Origin of the sequence: Mesorhizobium sp. KACC 23794 (assembly GCF_052180275.1) — a bacterium.
GTDB lineage: Bacteria > Pseudomonadota > Alphaproteobacteria > Rhizobiales > Rhizobiaceae > Kumtagia.
In genome coordinates this window covers 4196352-4213465 of sequence record NZ_CP197465.1, presented here as the reverse complement: position 1 = coordinate 4213465, position 17114 = coordinate 4196352, and the positions used below count along the sequence as shown (strand labels likewise).

Genomic DNA, 17114 nt, shown 5'->3' with positions numbered 1-17114 from the left:
GGCCCCAGAACAGCGGCGGACCGCCGACGCACGCCAGAGAGGCCGCAGGCGGCGCTGCCGGCGCGGCGGACGCGGGAGGGATTGAGACGTGACCCCGGTCGATGAGCGCCACGCGCTGGCAGAAGAGATTGAGCGGTTGCAGGCCGGCATCGACCGGCTGCGCGAGATGGTCCGGCCCGCTCCCCTGGCTGAATCTTGCACCGATGCCGAGATTGATTTTTTGCCGCACAATTGCCTGTCAGTGGGCTCGGCCGCGCGTCGCTTCGGCGTGAGTAAGCAGACCGTCAGAAGATGGGCGCGGGATGATGGCGTCGGTATGAAGATCGGCGGCCGGCTGCGGATTTCCATCCCGAGAATGACAGTGCGGAAGATGGTGAAATTCCGGTGAGCGATATGAGCGGTTTGACCAGTTTCCAGTGAGCGTTTCGTTTCCGACACTGCCGGCGGACAACATGGAAACCGGCAAAATGTTTGACGAAGAAAATCAGCGCGCAACAATCCCATGGATTGCGAGATTGCTGGTCAAGACGCGAGGCGATCTCGTCGCGGCCGCGTATTTGGCCGAACGTGGGGCGCTTGATGTGCCGTCGCCGGTCGCGCGGATTTTGCGCAGCGCGGTCGCGGGCGGCAGCTTGGCCGATCCGACTTGGGCAGGTCTCCTTGCCGGCGCGCCCGGCGCGACGCAGGCGTTTCTTGGACAGGTTGGCGGTAGATCGGCGTTTGTCGGGTTGATTGACGCTGGCGTGCTGAGCAGAGCGCCATTGCGGTCCCGCGTCGGCGTGGTGATCACCGGCGCGCTTGCCGATATTGCAGTCGAAGGACATGCGCGACCGGTTTCGAGGATGACGCTGACCGGCGACACGCTCGCGCCTATCGAGGCTTCTGCGCTCGTCGTTTTGAGCCGCGAGCTTGTCGAGGCCACGGACGCCGCCAGCCAAACGTATCTCTCCCGGATGTTGCGCAAGGCGCTGGCGAAGGCGCTCGACGTCGGATTTCTTGAAGCTATCGTCAGCACCAGCACGCCGTCCTTTTCGTCGTCCGGGAACGATGTCGACGCGATGCGCGCCGATGTCCGCACAATGCTAGCATCGGTCAGCAGCGGTGAAGGCAGGATGGCATGGGTTGCCGCGCCAGATGTCGCAGCCGGCGCGGCGGCGCTCGATACGCGCGGTACGGTCGCGCCTGAAGGCGCAAGCGAATTCTATGGCTTGCCGCATTTCGTCTCGGCTGGCCTTGCGCCCGGCATGCTTGTCCTCTTGGACGGCGACCGGATTGGCGGCGATGTCGAATCGCTGGGCATCGATCTCGGCCGCGAGGCGGCAATCGAGATGAACGATGCGCCGCTCGGAAACTCGGCAACGCCGACCGCACGAAGCTTGGTTTCGATGTTTGGCACCAACAGCGTTGCGATTCGCATCGCGGCATCGTTTGGCGCGGTCGCTGGCGCGCCGGATGCGGTCGCGGTCCTGGACGGAATCGAATGGGCGAGCCCGTCGTCATGAGCAAGTTGCCGCCAGTCGACCATGAAGAGCTTCGCCTTGCCCTGCTCGATGTCGCGACCGTCCTGCGCCTCTACATTGCCGAGCAGCTTGCGCCGATTGAGTCGCGGCTCAGCGCCTTGGCGGCGCGGCTTGGCGAAGTGGAGAAGGCCGCCGACAAGCCGCGCGTGCGGGTGCAAGCCGGCGGCCGGGAGGCACAGCCATGAGCGAGGCGCAGATAGCGCTTGTCGAGCATATCCTGAAGCAGGTGCTGCGTGCCGTCGCCGACCATCTCCGGGCTCGATATCACGACGCACTGGCGGCGGAATGGCACAGCCCGGCAGAACGCAGCCGGTTGCTCCAGCAGTATTCCAGCGAACTGGAAATCTGGGAAATTCATTCGGCGGAAAACTTCGCGAAGGAATTGCGCACTTGAAACTCGGCCGGCGCACAGCCCTCCCGCTGCGCCAGCCAAGGCCGCCGGTGGGAAGCGCCCCGCCGGCGGCACCCTCTCGGAGGCGGGGGGCGGTCATCAACAGCCGCGCGCGTCGACGCGGTGACCGCAGCGACCCTCACGGACGCGAATTTTTTGGCCAAGAGCACCCAAAAACCCCGGCAGAAAGTGAGTTTGGACCCATGCCAACCGCCGAAAGACAAGGAAACAAGGGCGGTGTGGCCCCGCCGGGATATCTATCGCGCGCCGAGAAAAACGCGTTTCGGCGGCTTTCGGCTGCCTTAAACACCGAGGGGAAGCCTATCTCGGCGGGTCAAATTGAGGTTTTGGCCGATTTTGTAAAATTACGCAGTCGTATCGCGACGCTGGAAAAAATGCTCAGGGCCGAGGTCGCCAAAAAGAGCGAATTCGATTCGATAAAGAGCAGGATTGTAGCCGTCAGCAGGCAGATCGACAGCAGCACGCGGCTATCGATGGCGCTCGGCGAAAAGCTTGGGCTCGCCGGAACGGCGGCGACCAACTGAGCGGGTGGTTTGACGGCCATAGTTTTCGCACCACGGCTTGCGCAAGAGAACTTCTGGCTACCGATCAGCATTAGGTGCAGTTCAGAAATGGACTTTCAAAGACGCAGCGATTTCAGCCACTCCAGCGTCTTGAGGACGGGCGCATTGGGCTGGTCCGCCGGAATAAATGGAGCAACATCTCTGTCTAAGGCCATGGCTGACATGTCATTGGGGGTAATCTCCCAGGCATTCACGACGGTCACGTTGTGCTTGCCGATGGGCAAATCAAAGATCGGCTTTGGCTCAGCCTGTCTATTTCGGAGATGCACAGGCACCAGCACGTACCTGCCGTGGCGGGCATAGCTTTCGAGGAAAATATCGAGTTTTTCAGTGGATTGCGGATACATGCGATTTATGCGGCAAACGAAGCCTACGAAGCTGCCTTCGGAAACCGGAACGTTGTCTGGGTTTGCTCCTACCATGACAGCATAGGCGTTCGGATTGTCGCGCGAGATGCCACGAACGATCGTAATTCTGAAACCGTCTCTGACATCGTCGTCGCCATATCGTTTACGCCATGACCTAAAGATGTCCTTAGCAACCGATGGCTTCTCGAATGCCAGTCCCAATATGGGAGGCGGCGATTCGGGGCCGGGCGACGACACCATGAAGAACGTCCCATTCCATCGCGCCTTGTCCCACTTTTGTATATCAATGGGCGAAACCCAGCGCGTTTTCGCGTGATTGCTCTTGGCCGCATCTCGAAGCTCTTGGGGTGCAAGTCCCTCGCCGCGCTGAGAGTTGCCGAATGTTTTTGTAGACTCCCGCGGCGACGAGGCAGGCCACGCTTCTGTTCGCTTGACCGGATAGACGTGGTCGGTAGGTTCAATCCAGTCAGAAAGCGAAAGCTGCATGCGATCCCCGTGGAGATTGTGCAGCATCGTTGGAATGTTGGAAAAAGTTAAAGCGCGGTCGAGTGCGCGTTCGTCTTCGAAAACTGCCTTGCCCCACGTATCGACATCCTGAGGTGCAGCGAAGCGAAGGAAAATTTCTAAGGTAGCTTCGTTCATCCACTTCGGAAACGATAGCGCGTCCTCTTTAGTCCTGTACTCCATAACCATGCGATGAGTGATCGTGCCCACAGCCTCACCGTCAACATTAGCAAATGTCAGTACGGGCGTCAGGGCAACGGAATCGGACGGAACAACGCGCAATTGCAGATGGTCAACTTGAGGCAGGATGCGATGGTCAAGACTTGTCGCAAGGAAAGCTTCCAGCGAACCAAGGACGGCCTCGCCAATGCCGATAGAAACGAGATTGTTGGCGCAGATTACCTCGACGCGGCATCCTAGCACGTTAGATGACAGCGTGATGGTATCTCCAAGAGCGAAGTCGGGGATCGGATAGTCTGATTCCACTCCATGGTCACGCAGGTCCCGCATTAAGGACTCAGCGCCTTCTGGTGTTTCATCTTCCGGTATCCACCCTTCTTCTCTCAATATGTCTTCGTTGCCCATTAGGTAGAGCAGCGCCGTGCGTGACATTGGCAATGCAAGCCGTTCCAAGGCGTCAGGAAGTTGGGCGACGCTGCTCAGTTTGTTGACTGGCGCTTGTAGAAGCAACGAGGCTATCTGCATCATGTGCGCGTCTTGGATATTAGCGAGACGACGCTTCTGGCCATCGGTGCGCGCTTGCGCGCTGCGGACGATGGTTTCCAGTTCATGGGCGCTTAGGATCTGGGGAATACGGCCGAGTTTGAATTCGGTATCGAAGTATCGCGACAATACGGAAGCGCGCAGCGCGCCGATGCTGCCGGACCTCTTGAGGGCCGAGAATTCCAGACTGGCCGCTGCGAGGGTGTAGTTCCTGGCGGCCCAAGGCAGCCCAACGTCTTCGAACGCGAATCCCGCGCCAATGAGGGTGTCAGTAAGCTCATCCTCATACTCTTCCTTGATCAGAAGAGCGACCGAGCGACCGAACCACCGGATGGCGTCGAAAGGTAGTCCTTTCGCCAACTTCTGGTAGGCCCGTTGAATGTTCTTCTTCGCAGCCTCGCCTTCGCCGCTGCGGGCAGCGAGGGCATCGGTGATTATCTCGAATAGGGTATCGAATTCTTTGCTGTCAGCGATGAACTCGCCAATCTGCGTAAGGGCGTTTGCAATACTGCTAAATGGGAATGAGCCGAGGCCTTCGGCGCGCTTGATGACATCGGTAAACTGAACCCAAATTTCCCTTAGCGGATCGTCGCGATGCTCAACGCCCTTTTCGGAGACGCGAGTCATCAGCAACATGGCCTCTGCATGCAGGGCATTGTTCGGGCGACTGGTTTGCGCTGTCAGTGCTTCCAGCGCTTTTTTTAACGCGACAGTGCGCTCTTTGAGTTTGCCTTTTGCAGCGTCCAACGAGCCAGTGTGCACGCTCATGCGTATCAGCGGCAGGAGGTTTGTCAGCCGCTCAAGGTCATATGCATCCTCGGAAGCGAGAGCGAGGCGTTCGACGTCGTCGTAAAGTTCCGATGTACGAGCATGATCCTCATGCCAGAAGAAGGACGTCCATGCCCACTCGTAGGCGATGGCGAGTTCGATCTTTTTTATCTCGTTGTCTCGTGCGAGCCTGAGCGCCCTGTCGAAGCGTCCGTTCACGTCTGAGGGCGGGTGCTCCAACCCGCGCGCCAGCAGTGCCGCGCGCCGAGCATCTTCGGCAAGCGCTGCGGGTTGCCCTTGATACTGCGAGCCGTCGACAATCTTTGCTTCTAGGGCATTCAACTCTGTCACGCGACTCGTGTCGTTCGGTCCAAGCTTCTTGATCTTTTTTTCAGTACCCTTTCCAATGCCAAGTTCTTCAACAGCAATTGCCATACTGTCGTGCTTGAAAACGCGGTCAAGGAGCCACGTGCGATCCAGTATCGTTACTGGGATACCGTGGTCTCTAAGCAACTCGTCTTGGAGGTCCGCAGATTTCTTGGCAGGGACGAACTGGTTTGTGACACAGATGATCTGATCGTAGTCGCGCTTGGTCCCTGCGATGGCCGCTACGTCAGACTTGATTTTAGAGCGCCAAGTTTTCTTGGCACTGAATGCGAATGCCTTGCGCTCTCCAGCCTTGTTGTTATCCGGTACGAACCATCGCGTAGAGATTTCGCTCGATACGGGAAACGTCTCTGCGTCGGTCTTGCCGTCGCCACCGCCAACCGGCCCTGTCTGCGGACGAATATTCGGCGCAATGAACTTTTCGCACAGTCGTTGCGCGAAATTTTCAAAAGCGGTTTCATCCTTCTTATTGGTCAATGTTTCGAGGTGGTAGGATAGGACCTCGCGCTCGACCTCGTACTCAACTTCTTGCACCGAGTCCGAAAACAAATCGGGGTGACGGTTGCGCATATAGCGCGACGGCGCATATTTGACTTCTTGGGCTCCGGTCTCTTTGCTTTCTGTCATGGACCTACCCAGTTCACGGTGAGGAAATTGCGCGCTCGAAAAGCGCGTACGATGTTCGATAACCTTGGCCTAGTTTGGCGTCCGATTTTTTGCCGACAAGCTCAGCATAGTCCGTTGCGCCAGCCGAAGTTTGCCAGCACGTCCAGAGTTCCGACGCCTCCTATCTGCGGGAAATCAAAGCTTGTCCCGTCCACTCCGGAAAGGTCTACGGATAGCCCAGCCACGTTGTAGACGCGACGGAAATTCGGATTTGTCAGCGTCCAAATCGGCTCTGAAATGTCATGTGCGGGCGCGCAACGAATTGCGTAAACCAAGGCAATCCACTGTTCGTTTTCGGAATTGATGTTCTTTGACACTTTAGCGTGCCCACGATCGGCGCGAGCAGCATCAAGTGTGATGGCCGCGACGCCAAAAAGAATGAGCCTGTGCTTGGCGAACTTGGGGCGTTCACTGGGTGATGCGGTGTCATATTCGCGGCACGCATCGGCAAATCGCGCCAACGCCTCTCCAAGGTAACCTGCCAAGATTTGATCTCCCCTGTGCCGGTCGCCCGCCATCATCCCGGACTATGCCACCGTCGCCACGATCCCGACAAGGAACATCCCGGCACCAATAGCGCCGCCTCCAGCCCCGCCCAGCCTTCGCCGGCTGCTCAGCACTCGCAAGCCGGCCAACGCCCGTCCACGGCCCCATGAGAAGCGGTGAGCCCGCCGGGCTTGCTAGGCCGGCGGGCTGGGAACTCCGCGAAAAGAATCAGCCGGAAATACTGCGTCAGCGCCCAACGACGCGCAGCGCTGCATGCAGATTGGCGTGTTCCGAATAGTTGAAGCGTTGCCCCCGGCCGAATAGCGTTTCCGCTTCGAGCGCAGCTATGGCATCTGGATACAAAATGACGCTGTAGGTATGCCCTTCGAACATTCCGACCAAAAGCGGAATTAGATGCGCTCTGTTTCGGCGCGTCATCGTATCGATGATGCGCGCTTTGGCCGCGTTCAGTTCCGCGAGCCAATCGCCCGGATTTCGCAAGACCGAGTCGCTGGCGTCCTCGCGGAGCATGATGAAAAACTCGCGAACCTCTAGTTCGGTCAGAGCATCCCGGATCGGCACGCCGGCCCGGCGGCGATCCTCAAGGAAATTGTCGAAGTCGCGCTGGAATTCGCCTCCCGTAAAGAAATTTCGGGAAACCCATTCCAGCACAAACGGAACGACGGAGAGCGCGCAGAGTGTCAACACGCCGACGGCGAACCATTCGATCATGGTCATTTCAGAATTCCTCTCTCGATTTTGGTGAAAGCCGCCTGTGATCCGAGCAATGTGCGAGGCGAATCGCGTCGCTTGGCAGCGACTGGGCCGGCGCGCAGAAGCGAACGAATAGGGTAACGGCGCGCATCGGGATGGCCCGATGTTACCCGCATGGTTACCCCAGGTCGATTCTCATGAAAATTTTCGGTTAGAGACTTGGTAGCTAAGTCTCTGATTTTGTTTTGGTCGGAGTGGCGGGATTCGAACCCACGACCCCTTGACCCCCAGTCAAGTGCGCTACCGGGCTGCGCTACACTCCGGACCATGCGGAGCCATAGCCAACCGGCGGTGCCGACGCAAGGTCTAATCGACGTACGATCGGAACACACCTTGCGATCCGACGTCGGGAGAAGGTCGCGTCTTTGGCCTCCATGCCATTCCCTCGGAGCCAAGGTCGATATAGGGTTGACGGAACTTGCAGGCTTTGGCCGGGCAAGCGTCGGCGGAGGGATACGATGTCGAGCTCGGGCTGGGAGACGGACTACATCGTGCCGGGAGGACGCGAGGTGCGTCTTACCCTGTTCTGGGGCCACAATTATTTCGGCGCCATCCACAAGGACTGCATCGCCACGATGCGCAGCATGCTGGCCGAGCATGGCATGAAGCTCAGCTTGATACCCGCGAATGGCGAGATCACCGATCAGTTTTCAGTGCAGGTGCCGGTCAAGGAAGACGGGCTCCTGCATCCGGACGGCTATAACGAATTGCGCAACCGCTGCGCCGCGAAATTCGACGACCAGGCTGTCGAGCCGCGCAAGCAGCGGCTTCCGGTGATCTTCTGCAATTTCAAGTTCCCGGCCAACGGCCTGACGGTCGATGCCGGTCCATGGCCGGCCTGGTGCATGGTGGGGCCGACCAGCGATTCAGTGACGATGCTGCACGAATCCGGCCATGCCTCGCCGATCGGTCCGGACCATCTGACGACGACATCCGTGCCGGGCGGAAAGCAGAACTTCATGTTCGACGGCGGCGGCGACCGCTCGCTGATGCACAAGGCGCAATTGCAGAAATACGCGCAGGCCTATTTCATCAAATAGGGTCGCCGCCGCCCCGCAGCGCATACTGATGCCGCGCCTCCAGCGCCATGGCGCCCCAGATCAGCCCGATGAGCAGGTAGAAATGCCGCCAGTGGTCGGTGTCGATCACGGTTCCCAGGCCGATGTGGCCGAGCAAGGTGACATAGGCGCAGAGCAGATAGGGCTGCCATGGCCGGTCGCGGAACAGGATGCGGAAGCCGCCGGCCACGGTCCAGACGATCATCGTCAGGTAGGACGCGAAACCCAGCCAGCCATAGTCGAGCAGCGCCTTCAGCCAGATGTCGTGCGTGTCCTCGCCATAGATCAAGCCGAACGCCAGCGCGCCGATGCCGAGCGGATGCTCCATCGCCATCTGGAAGCCGATCGTGTAGCGGGCGAAGCGGCCGAGCCGCGCTGAATCATAATCCTGAACGAGTTGCGCGCGGGTGGTGAAGAGGTCCGCCACGCTGGGGATCTGCAGGATGACCAGCACGCCGAGGATGAACAGGGCGACCACCGCGATGCTCATCACCACGATGCGCAGCCTGAACATGCCGCTGTTGCTCTGCAGGAACAGCCCGGCGACCAGCAGGATGGACGAGACCGCGAACAGGCCCCACGCGCCGCGCGAGAACGAGAAGAAGATGCCGCCGACGACGATCAGCAGCGGCACGGCATAGAGCGGCATCTTCGCCACGCTGCCTGTCATCAGCCGGTGCAGCAGGTAGACGCCGGGCAGCGTCAGGAACGGGCCGAAGACGTTCGGGTCCTGGAACGCGCCGGCGGCGCGTTCGTACCGGGTAAAGATCTCGGCGCCGGGGAAGGCATGGAAATAGCCGAGAACGCCGAGCGTCGACGTGGCCACCGCGGCGATCACGTAGGAGGTGAAGATGACGCGATAAAGCCCGGGCTGCGCCTCGGTAACCGCCGCGAAGAACACGGCGGTGAAGGCGAGGAACAGCGAGACGGCGATATAGAGCGGCGTCGAGGCGATGTCGCCCATCTGCGTCATGGCGATCATGCCGCCGATGTTGAACGTCACCAGCAGCACCAGCAGCGGCGCGACGCTGCGCGAGATGCGCAGGCCGAACGGCGCCCACACGGCGATCAGTCCGGCCATGTAGATTTCGTAGGGCGCCGGCTCGCGGATGACGAAGCCGGACAGCAGGATGCCGAGCGCAACAGCGCCCGCCGAGATGAGCTGGATCAGCTTGGCATTGACCGCGCCGGCGGAAACCGGCTGGACGACCGCGCTCAATAGGCGTTTTCCGTGTTGAGCAGGCGCGCCGGCGTCAACAGCAGGATCTTGAGATCGAACCAGAGCGACCAGTTCTCGATGTAGTAGAGGTCGTATTCGGTGCGCATCTTGATCTTCTCGTCGGTGTCCATCTCGCCGCGCCAGCCATTGATCTGCGCCCAGCCGGTGACGCCGGGTTTCACGCGGTGGCGGGCGAAGTAGCCGTCGACCACTTCGGTGTAGAGCAGGTTGTGCGACTGCGCGGCGACCGCATGGGGGCGGGGGCCGACCAGCGACAGGCTGCCGAACAGCGCGTTGAAGAACTGCGGCAGTTCGTCGATCGAGGTTTTCCGGATGAAGCGGCCGACGCGGGTGACGCGCGGATCGTTCTTGGTCACCGTCTTCTTCGCCGTCGGGTCGGACTGCTCCACATACATCGAGCGGAACTTGTAGACCTCGACCTCCTCATTGTTGAAGCCATGGCGCTTCTGCTTGAAGATCACCGGCCCCTTGCTGTCCAGCTTGATGGCGATCGCGGTCGCCAGCATGACCGGCGAGAACAGGATGATGCCGACGAGGCTGAAGACGATGTCGAAGGCCCGCTTGGCGACCGAATCCCAGTCGTTGATCGGCTTGTCCAGAATGTCCAGCAGCGGCACCGAGCCGATGAAGGAATAGGAGCGCGGCCGGAACTGCAACTGGTTGTTGTGGGCCGAGAGCCGGATATCGACCGGCAGCACCCACAGCTTCTTCAAAAGCGACAGCACCCGGCTCTCCGCCGTCAGCGGCAGGGAGACGATCAGCATGTCGATGCGGGCGATGCGCGCGAACTCGATCAGTTCCGCGATGTTGCCGAGTTTCGGATAGCCGGCGACGATGGGCGGCGAGCGCTTGTCGTCGCGGTCGTCGAAGATGCCGCAGATGCGGATGTCGTTGTAGGGCTGCCGTTCGATCGAGCGGATAAGGCCTTCCGCCTCCTTGCCGCCGCCGACGATCAGCGCCCGCCGCTCCATCCTGCCGTTACGCGCCCAGCGCCGGATGATCCGCGCCATGACCAGGCGCAGCCCGAGCAGCAGTCCGAGACCGATAAGGAACCACAGGCCGAACAGAAGTCGCGAAAAATCCTCTGAAACCTTGAACGCGAAGCCGGCGATGGCAAGCAGAGCGAAGGAGCCCGCCCACACCAGGGTTATGCGGCCAATATATTGGGTCGGCCGCAGGAGCGCCTGCACCTGGTAGCAGTCGAAGAACTCCATGCCGACCACCGCCATCAGCGACACGCCGGCAAAGATCAGCGGATGGTGCCAGTAGAGAGGGGTGCCGAACCCGACATAATAGGCGAAGATCGCCATGCCGGAGACGAACAGGATCGCGAACTCGACGAGCCTCAGCACGCCGGCAACCATCACCGGCGACATGGTATCGCGCCGGTACTGCGCGGCGACCTGCTGCGCGATCTTGCCGAGCTTGGGGTTTGCGGGCTTCTTCTCGCCGCCATCGGACTTGCGCACGGCGTTCAGCGAGAATCGCTCAGGGGGGTCGATCTTTGCCATTGCGCAATGTCCGAGAGGAATTGCCCGACCTTAGCGGCTTCGACCTAACAATCCCTTGAAGCCGCATCGACAGTTTGAGCAACTACAACGCGAATGGCAATGGCGATCATGCCCGGTCGCAGGCAATCGCTTCACGCATTCCTTCACCTCATCGGGCGTGCGCGCCGAGCGTCTCACGATAGGCCTGCTCGATCTTGCGGGCCATGACGTCGGCGCCGAAGCGGGCCCTGAGTTCTTCGCCCGAGGGCATCAGCGCCGCATACGCTTCGGGTTCCGTCAGTGCCTTCACCATGTTGCCGGCGATCGCGGCGGGGTCGGGTGTGACCAGCGCCGGCGAGTCCGGGCCGAATATCTCCGGAATGCCGCCGACCGCCGTCGCCACCATGGGCTTGCCGGCGGCGAGCGCCTCAAGGACGATATATGGCATGGCCTCGGCGCGCGACGGCACGACGATGGTGCGGGCCAGCGCAAACGCTTCGCGCGCCGGCATGGGGGGATGGAACCGCACGCGCTCGGCCAGACCCAGCCGCGCCACCTGTTCGTGATATTTCGGCAGGTCGTCTCCGTCGCCGACCATCTCGGCCGTCACGATGCGTCCCGTGCGCATCTCGACCTGCGCCAGCGCGTCGATGAAAAGATCGGGGCCTTTCAGATCGCGCATCATGCCGATGTAGAGGAAATCGGACGCACCCGGCGCGGCGGGAACCGCAACGAACTCCGTCGGGCGCAGCCCGTTGTAGACGAGGCTGTTGGGGATGGGGGGCTCGCCGACCTTCTTGCGGTAGGCGCGCCGCTCGTATTCCGAGACGAACAGCAGATGGTCGGTGAAGCGGCCCATCAGCCGCTCCAGCAGGAAGAAGACCTTTCCCGTCGCCGTGTGCTCGTCATAGTGCAGGCTGCCGCCATGCGGTGAGTAGAGGCGGGCTACGCGAGACCTGAAAACCCGCAACAGTGAGCCGAACAGACGGGCGTAGACGCCACCCTTGGCGCCATGGCCGTGCAACACGTTCGGCTGCAATTCCTTGATGATCTTGAATGTCCGCCATGCCGCCGCGACGTCGCCGGGGCCGATATGGCGTTGCATCGGTGTGCGATGGATGCCCAGCGCCAGCTGGTCGGCCATGCCCGCGAACAATTTCTCCTCGAACTCGCCGCCGGTGCTGGAATCGCAGACGATTCCCACCTTGTGGCCGGCCGCCACCTGCGCCTCGGTCAGATCCCGGACATGGCGGAAAATACCGCCGACCGGGGACCGGAAACAGTGGACGATCCGAAGGGGTGGGGTCACGGGCGCCGCGTCGCTCGATCAGAACAGGCGTTCGCGGACGTAGACCGTATCGCCGGGCATAAGCGGGTCCGAGGTGACGACGCGTCCAGTCATGACTTTTCCATTGATGTCTCGGGTTATATCGACGGTGCCCTGGTTGGCGCGCGGGGTGAAGCCGCCGGCCATGGCCACCGCCTTCTGGACGGTGAGGCCGGGAACGTAGGAATATTGGCCGGCCGCGCCGACTTCGCCCATGACGAAGACAGGGCGGTACTGGTCGACCTCAACAGAAACGTCGGGGTCGCGCAGGAAACCCTCACGCAGTTTCGCAGCAAGCGCGCCCTCCAGTTCCTGGACCGAGCGTCCGCGCGCGGGGACCGAACCGACGAGGGGGAAGGCGATGTAGCCGGCCGAATCGACGCTGTATGTGTTGGTCAGGCTGTCCTGCTCGAAGACGGTGACGCGGACCCGGTCGCCCGCGCCCAGCCGGTAGGGCTGATTGAGGACCGCATGGAAGGCCGACGGGGTCGGGCGGTAGCCCGAGCAGCCGCCGATGGCCAATGCCAGCGCCAACACGGATAGGATGGAGGTCTTCATGGCCACACGGACTGCCCTCGATGCGCGCCTTAACCTTCAGGCGCATTCGGATGCTGCCGTTATCGAATGGTTAGGGTTAACACCGCGTAAAGCCGGCGGCGACGAAGCCGCGCACCCGCCATTTTTGCTGGGGAACGGCTCCACGGAGGATAGGGGCTGGGGACTTTGCCGGCTGCCGGAAGGGTCATATCTTAACCGCTGAGTTACCATAGTTCTTTACGGTCGCGATGACGCAGAGTCGGAGTTGGGCGCATGTCAGCCGTGAATTCGAGCGCCAGGGATGTCGATGTCGACCTCGGAAAGCTCTTCGCCAGCCTGGTGAGGGCTTGGAAGAGCGTTCTGCTGGTCGCGATCGTGGTTTCCGGCCTTGCTTTCGTCCTAGCGTCGCTGGCTACGCCTGCCTACAGGGCGGAGGAGCGCCTGTCGATCGAGCCGCGCGAATCGGTCTTCACCCGTCCCGAGCAGCGGGGGACCGCGGAAACCGATCCCCGTTTCGATACCGAGGCCGTCAACAGCCAGGTCGAGATGATCACCTCGACCGACCTCCTCAGGCAGGTCGCCAAGGATCTGGACTTCGCAAGCCGGCCGGAATTCGACAAGGCGGCCGGGCAGTCATTGCTGGGCCGCCTGCTCGTCCTGGCCGGGTTGAAGAGCGATCCGGGCGAGATTCCCGCCGAGGACCGTGTGCTGGAAACTTTTCGCGAAAGGCTCAACGTCTACCGGGTCGAGAATACGCGCGTCATCGCAATCGCGTTTTCCTCAGAGGATCCAGAGTTTGCGGCGGCCGTTCCGACGGCCATCGCCAAGGCCTATCTGCAGTTCAGCCGCGACGCCAAGATTCAGTCCAACACCGCCGCGACCGAATGGCTGGAGCCAGAGATCCAGGCCCTGACCGCCAAGGTCAAAGAGGCCGAGGGGCGGGTCGCGGCCTATCGCTCGCAGTCCGACCTGCTGATCGGCCAGAACAATTCGGCGCTGGCGACGCAGCAGCTTTCCGAGATGTCGACCGAGCTTTCCCGAACCCGCGCCAACCGCGCGGCGGCAGAAGCCAACGCCGAGAGCGTGCGCATGGCGCTGCGCAACGGCGGATCGCTCGATACCTTTCCGGACATCGTTTCGTCGGGTCTGATCCAGAGGCTGCGCGAACGCCAGGTTCAGCTTCGCGCCGACATCGCCGACCTGTCCACGACACTGCTCGACAACCACCCGCGCATCCGCTCGATGAGATCACAACTCGCCGATCTCGACAGCCAGGTCGGGATAGAAGCGCAGAAGATCCTGCAGAGCCTCGCCAACACGGCCGAAGCGGCCAAGCTGCGCGAGGAGCAACTGGTTGCCGACTTGAACCGACTGAAGGCCGAATCGTCGCGTGTCGGCGAAAAGGAAGTCGAACTGCGCGCGCTGGAGCGCGAGGCTGCCGCGCAGCGCGAACTGCTCGAATCCTACCTTACCCGCTATCGCGAGGCCGCGTCGCGGCGCGACGGCAACTATCTGCCGGCAGATGCGCGCGTCATCTCGCCCGCCGTCGTGCCCGTCGACCCTTATTTCCCGAAAATCGTCCCGATCGTCGGCGCCGCCTTCGCGGGCTCCTTGCTGCTGATGGCGATAGGCATCCTGCTGCGCGAACTGTTCTCCGGGCGCGCCATGCGGCCGGCCGAAGGCGCCTATTTGGAGCCGGTCGAACAGATTCGCATGCCGGAGCCGGCGCCAATCGAAACGCCGGCCGGTGTCTCCGAACCTAAGGAAATGGACCCGGACGGCCCGCGCCACGGCGAATTGTCGGCGCGTGAGGCTGCCGAGATGCTGATCGCCGGCGGCGCCTCCCGCGCCCTGTTCGTCTCGCCGGAAGGCGATGAGGGGGCGGCAAGCGCCGTCATGGTTGCCCGCGATGTCGCCGATGCCGGCCTGCGCGTGCTGCTGGTCGACCTGACGGCGATGGGGGCGGCGTCACGACCGATGCTGGGCGACGACGAGGTTCCCGGCATCACCGACCTTCTGACTGGGGAGGCGAAATTCGTCGATGCCATTCATTCCGATCACTATTCCGACTGCCACGTGATCCCGGTCGGCACCGCCGACCAGCACAAGGCGATGCGGTCGGTCGACCGGCTGCCGGCGATCATGGACACCTTGTCCGCAGCCTATGACGTCGTCATCGTCGAATGCGGCCCGGCCGGGGCCGAGAGCATCCGCCGGCTCGTCTCCGAGGGAACCGAGGTCTTGGTGAGTGTCATCGGGCCGGCCGAAGGCGTATTGGCGGCGCGCGACGATCTCGCCGCCAAGGGCTACGAAGGCTTGACCCTGGTGACGCCGGCCGACTACGCCGGCGCGCCGCAGCCGGACCGCACGGCGGCATAAATTCAATCGTCCGAAGGGTTTAGCTCTGCGGGCTTCTTGCCGATCGTGCGGCGGCGCAGTGCCTTCGTCACCCGCCAGACGGTTGGGTTGTGCTTGACGAAGGCCTTGAGTTCGGCAAGCAGCCGCATCGAGCCGGCGACCAGCCGGCCCTTGACCGTCAGCGGCGCCAGCACGTCGAGATGCCGGGTTTCGATATCGCACCACAGGCGCTTGTAGAGTTCGTCGCCGACGCTGAAGTCGTAGATCGCGAGGCCCTGCTGGCAGGCCTCCTGGATGTTCTCGAAGAACAGGAATTCGCCGGGGCTGGCATTGACCATTTCGTCTTCTGCGATCGCGCCGAATTCGCAGATAAGCCGCTGGCCGGACAGGCTGGAGCCGGTGACGGCGCGCAGCTTTCCACCGACCTCCAGGGCATGGAGCGAGAACGGTTTCGGGTCGAGCGGCAGCGCGTCACGGAACAGTTTTCGGAAGAATTCCTGCACATCCGCTTCTGCGAAGACATTGATAATGCCGGCTTTTCGGAAGCGCGCCATCTTCATGGCGAAGAACGCGTCGAGCAGCCGGTCGACCTCTTCGGACGATCGCGCGTCGATCCGGCGGAAGCCGCCGGCGGCTTCGTACTTGCGCGACTGGGTCCGGTGTTTCTTGCGTTTTCGTTTGCCGCTCGGTCCCGAAACAAGCTGCGTGAAACCGCCATGAAGGCTGAGCGCGAGCGCCAGGTTCGGGCTGTTGATATGGGGCAAGGCCAGCAGCGGATTGGCGATGCCTTCGAAATCCGGCAGCAGCCGTTCAAGCACCAGCACGTCGATGTTCGGACGCGCTCTGCCAATTTCCGCCACCAAGGAATTGATATCGCTGGACCTTTCACCTGTCAGCCAGGTGGGGTCGGCCAGTGCGAAATTGCCGTTGGCATGGGTACCGCTGACGAAGCGGGCCACGCGGCAAGGGCCTTTTTTCACCACTTCGAGGGCGAGCGAAAACACTGGCTCGCCGTTTTCGACGATGGTTGCGAAGACGCAGTCGGGATTGGCGGTGGCGACCCAGGCGCGGACCCAAGCGGCTGTCTGCGCGGGGGCGCAGATACCTTTGGAATCAAGCGCTTCGTATCGCGCGAGCGCTTCGGCTGATGCGCCGGAAACCATGAACCTGGCCGCCGGAACGAGGCCGTGCGGCGCGGAAAGGGAGGCGCCTGACGGAACCTGTGCCGCCATCACGGCCTCGGCCATCCTTCGATCCTTCGCGCGCAAGCAAAACAAGGCCGCGGCGTTCGCGACGCAGCCAGACTAGCCGCAAAAGGTGAAGGAATACTCGACGTTAGCGAGGCGATCTTCCGCCGATCGGTTCCGCGAAGACAGGTCGAAAAGCATCGGCGGCTTCCTGCGTGAAGTCCACAATTCCGTTTGCGAACAAAGGTTTATCCGGCCGCCAGGTTCAGAAGCGCTTGATGGGCTTCACGGCGGCGGCTTGCAAGCCGGGTGGAGACAGGTTTTGGGGGATTTCGCGTTGCCGGCAATGCCGCCGAACTGCGTTTTGACGTGACATGCTTTTGCCGCGCCCGGAGATTGGATTTGCCCCCTGCAAGCGTGATGAAAAAGACCTTCCGGCCAAGTGCAAAACGCTCGCCGCTCTGCCCGCAGGTCACGCTCTCGGCGGCAACATCATCCATTTGATGATGCCCATGGCGGGCAGGATCCACAGCAGACCGCCGAACAGGAAGAAGGCGAGATGCACCAGTGGTCCGGATTCCGAAAGCTGCGCCACGGCGATCATCGTGGCGACCAGCGCGTAGACGATGACGAGGGTGACGAGGAGAATCGTCCCGATGAGTTTTTTCAGGCGGATCGGCATGTTGTTTCCTTATCCGCTCCGATAATCCTCCGGGAGCGTCGACGCAACCGCTTGCGGCATCCGG

General features: G+C 61.7%; 17 protein-coding genes and 1 tRNA gene. 7 read left to right on the top strand and 11 right to left on the bottom strand.

Annotation, left to right across the window (positions count from 1 at the left end; all coding sequences use genetic code 11):
* Positions 1 to 88: 88 nt before the first annotated feature.
* The 5 genes from ACSBOB_RS20730 to ACSBOB_RS20710 all read left to right on the top strand — a co-directional run bounded on the left by ACSBOB_RS20730 (position 89) and on the right by ACSBOB_RS20710 (position 2456).
* Positions 89 to 388 (top strand): helix-turn-helix domain-containing protein, encoded by a 300-nt coding sequence (locus tag ACSBOB_RS20730; RefSeq protein ID WP_442577972.1) that lies wholly within the window; start codon positions 89 to 91, stop codon positions 386 to 388.
* Positions 389 to 452: 64 nt separating this feature from the next.
* Positions 453 to 1502 carry a phage major capsid protein gene (locus ACSBOB_RS20725; RefSeq protein WP_442577971.1) on the top strand — a complete coding sequence of 350 codons (1050 nt, stop codon included), beginning with the start codon at positions 453 to 455 and terminating at the stop codon, positions 1500 to 1502.
* On the top strand, positions 1481 to 1705 hold the full coding sequence (locus ACSBOB_RS20720; RefSeq protein ID WP_442577970.1) for a hypothetical protein: 225 nt from the start codon (positions 1481 to 1483) through the stop codon (positions 1703 to 1705). Before ACSBOB_RS20725 ends, ACSBOB_RS20720 begins: the two co-directional genes overlap by 22 nt.
* Positions 1702 to 1914, top strand: coding sequence for a hypothetical protein (locus ACSBOB_RS20715; protein WP_442577969.1), 213 nt, complete (start codon positions 1702 to 1704; stop codon positions 1912 to 1914). Before ACSBOB_RS20720 ends, ACSBOB_RS20715 begins: the two co-directional genes overlap by 4 nt.
* 200 nt (positions 1915 to 2114) lie before the next feature.
* The gene (locus ACSBOB_RS20710; RefSeq protein ID WP_442577968.1) at positions 2115 to 2456 is read left to right on the top strand and encodes a hypothetical protein; all 342 of its coding nucleotides are present in this window, start codon (positions 2115 to 2117) and stop codon (positions 2454 to 2456) included.
* 95 nt (positions 2457 to 2551) lie between these two features.
* Here the strand turns inward: ACSBOB_RS20710 and ACSBOB_RS20705 are convergent, their stop codons facing one another.
* From ACSBOB_RS20705 to ACSBOB_RS20690, 4 genes are all read right to left on the bottom strand, one after another.
* On the bottom strand, positions 2552 to 5872 hold the full coding sequence (locus ACSBOB_RS20705; protein WP_442577967.1) for a hypothetical protein: 3321 nt from the start codon (positions 5870 to 5872) through the stop codon (positions 2552 to 2554).
* 101 nt (positions 5873 to 5973) lie between these two features.
* Complete coding sequence (locus ACSBOB_RS20700; protein ID WP_442577966.1) at positions 5974 to 6396, bottom strand: hypothetical protein; 423 nt, start codon at positions 6394 to 6396, stop codon at positions 5974 to 5976.
* Positions 6397 to 6643: 247 nt separating this feature from the next.
* Entirely contained in the window at positions 6644 to 7135 is a 492-nt protein-coding gene (locus ACSBOB_RS20695) for a hypothetical protein (RefSeq protein WP_442577965.1), read from the bottom strand.
* A 222-nt stretch (positions 7136 to 7357) separates the two neighbouring features.
* Positions 7358 to 7434, bottom strand: a tRNA-Pro gene (locus tag ACSBOB_RS20690).
* Between the two features lie 195 nt (positions 7435 to 7629).
* Here ACSBOB_RS20690 and ACSBOB_RS20685 point away from each other — a divergent pair.
* Positions 7630 to 8211 (top strand): hypothetical protein, encoded by a 582-nt coding sequence (locus ACSBOB_RS20685; protein ID WP_442577964.1) that lies wholly within the window; start codon positions 7630 to 7632, stop codon positions 8209 to 8211.
* On the opposite strand, the gene ACSBOB_RS20680 is transcribed toward ACSBOB_RS20685, so the two are convergent.
* The 4 genes from ACSBOB_RS20680 to ACSBOB_RS20665 all read right to left on the bottom strand — a co-directional run bounded on the left by ACSBOB_RS20680 (position 8204) and on the right by ACSBOB_RS20665 (position 12844).
* A complete protein-coding gene (locus ACSBOB_RS20680) occupies positions 8204 to 9448 on the bottom strand; it encodes an O-antigen ligase family protein (protein WP_442577963.1) in 1245 nt (414 codons plus the stop codon). The genes ACSBOB_RS20685 and ACSBOB_RS20680 overlap by 8 nt on opposite strands.
* Positions 9445 to 10980: an undecaprenyl-phosphate glucose phosphotransferase gene (locus ACSBOB_RS20675; protein WP_442577962.1), complete on the bottom strand. Its 1536-nt coding sequence runs from the start codon at positions 10978 to 10980 to the stop codon at positions 9445 to 9447. Before ACSBOB_RS20675 ends, ACSBOB_RS20680 begins: the two co-directional genes overlap by 4 nt.
* A 148-nt stretch (positions 10981 to 11128) precedes the next feature.
* Positions 11129 to 12268, bottom strand: coding sequence for a glycosyltransferase family 4 protein (locus ACSBOB_RS20670; RefSeq protein WP_442577961.1), 1140 nt, complete (start codon positions 12266 to 12268; stop codon positions 11129 to 11131).
* Between the two features lie 18 nt (positions 12269 to 12286).
* A complete protein-coding gene (locus tag ACSBOB_RS20665; protein ID WP_442577960.1) occupies positions 12287 to 12844 on the bottom strand; it encodes a polysaccharide biosynthesis/export family protein in 558 nt (185 codons plus the stop codon).
* A gap of 252 nt (positions 12845 to 13096) precedes the next feature.
* On the opposite strand from ACSBOB_RS20665, the gene ACSBOB_RS20660 reads away from it, so the two are divergent.
* On the top strand, positions 13097 to 15202 hold the full coding sequence (locus ACSBOB_RS20660; protein WP_442577959.1) for a GumC family protein: 2106 nt from the start codon (positions 13097 to 13099) through the stop codon (positions 15200 to 15202).
* 2 nt (positions 15203 to 15204) lie between these two features.
* Here the strand turns inward: ACSBOB_RS20660 and ACSBOB_RS20655 are convergent, their stop codons facing one another.
* The 3 genes from ACSBOB_RS20655 to ACSBOB_RS20645 form a co-directional block, all read right to left on the bottom strand.
* Positions 15205 to 16428 carry a GNAT family N-acetyltransferase gene (locus ACSBOB_RS20655; protein ID WP_442577958.1) on the bottom strand — a complete coding sequence of 408 codons (1224 nt, stop codon included), beginning with the start codon at positions 16426 to 16428 and terminating at the stop codon, positions 15205 to 15207.
* A gap of 188 nt (positions 16429 to 16616) precedes the next feature.
* Complete coding sequence (locus tag ACSBOB_RS20650) at positions 16617 to 16868, bottom strand: hypothetical protein (RefSeq protein WP_442577957.1); 252 nt, start codon at positions 16866 to 16868, stop codon at positions 16617 to 16619.
* Entirely contained in the window at positions 16841 to 17050 is a 210-nt protein-coding gene (locus tag ACSBOB_RS20645; RefSeq protein WP_442577956.1) for a DUF2842 domain-containing protein, read from the bottom strand. The genes ACSBOB_RS20650 and ACSBOB_RS20645 overlap by 28 nt, the downstream gene beginning before the upstream one ends.
* Between the last annotated feature and the right edge of the window lie 64 nt (positions 17051 to 17114).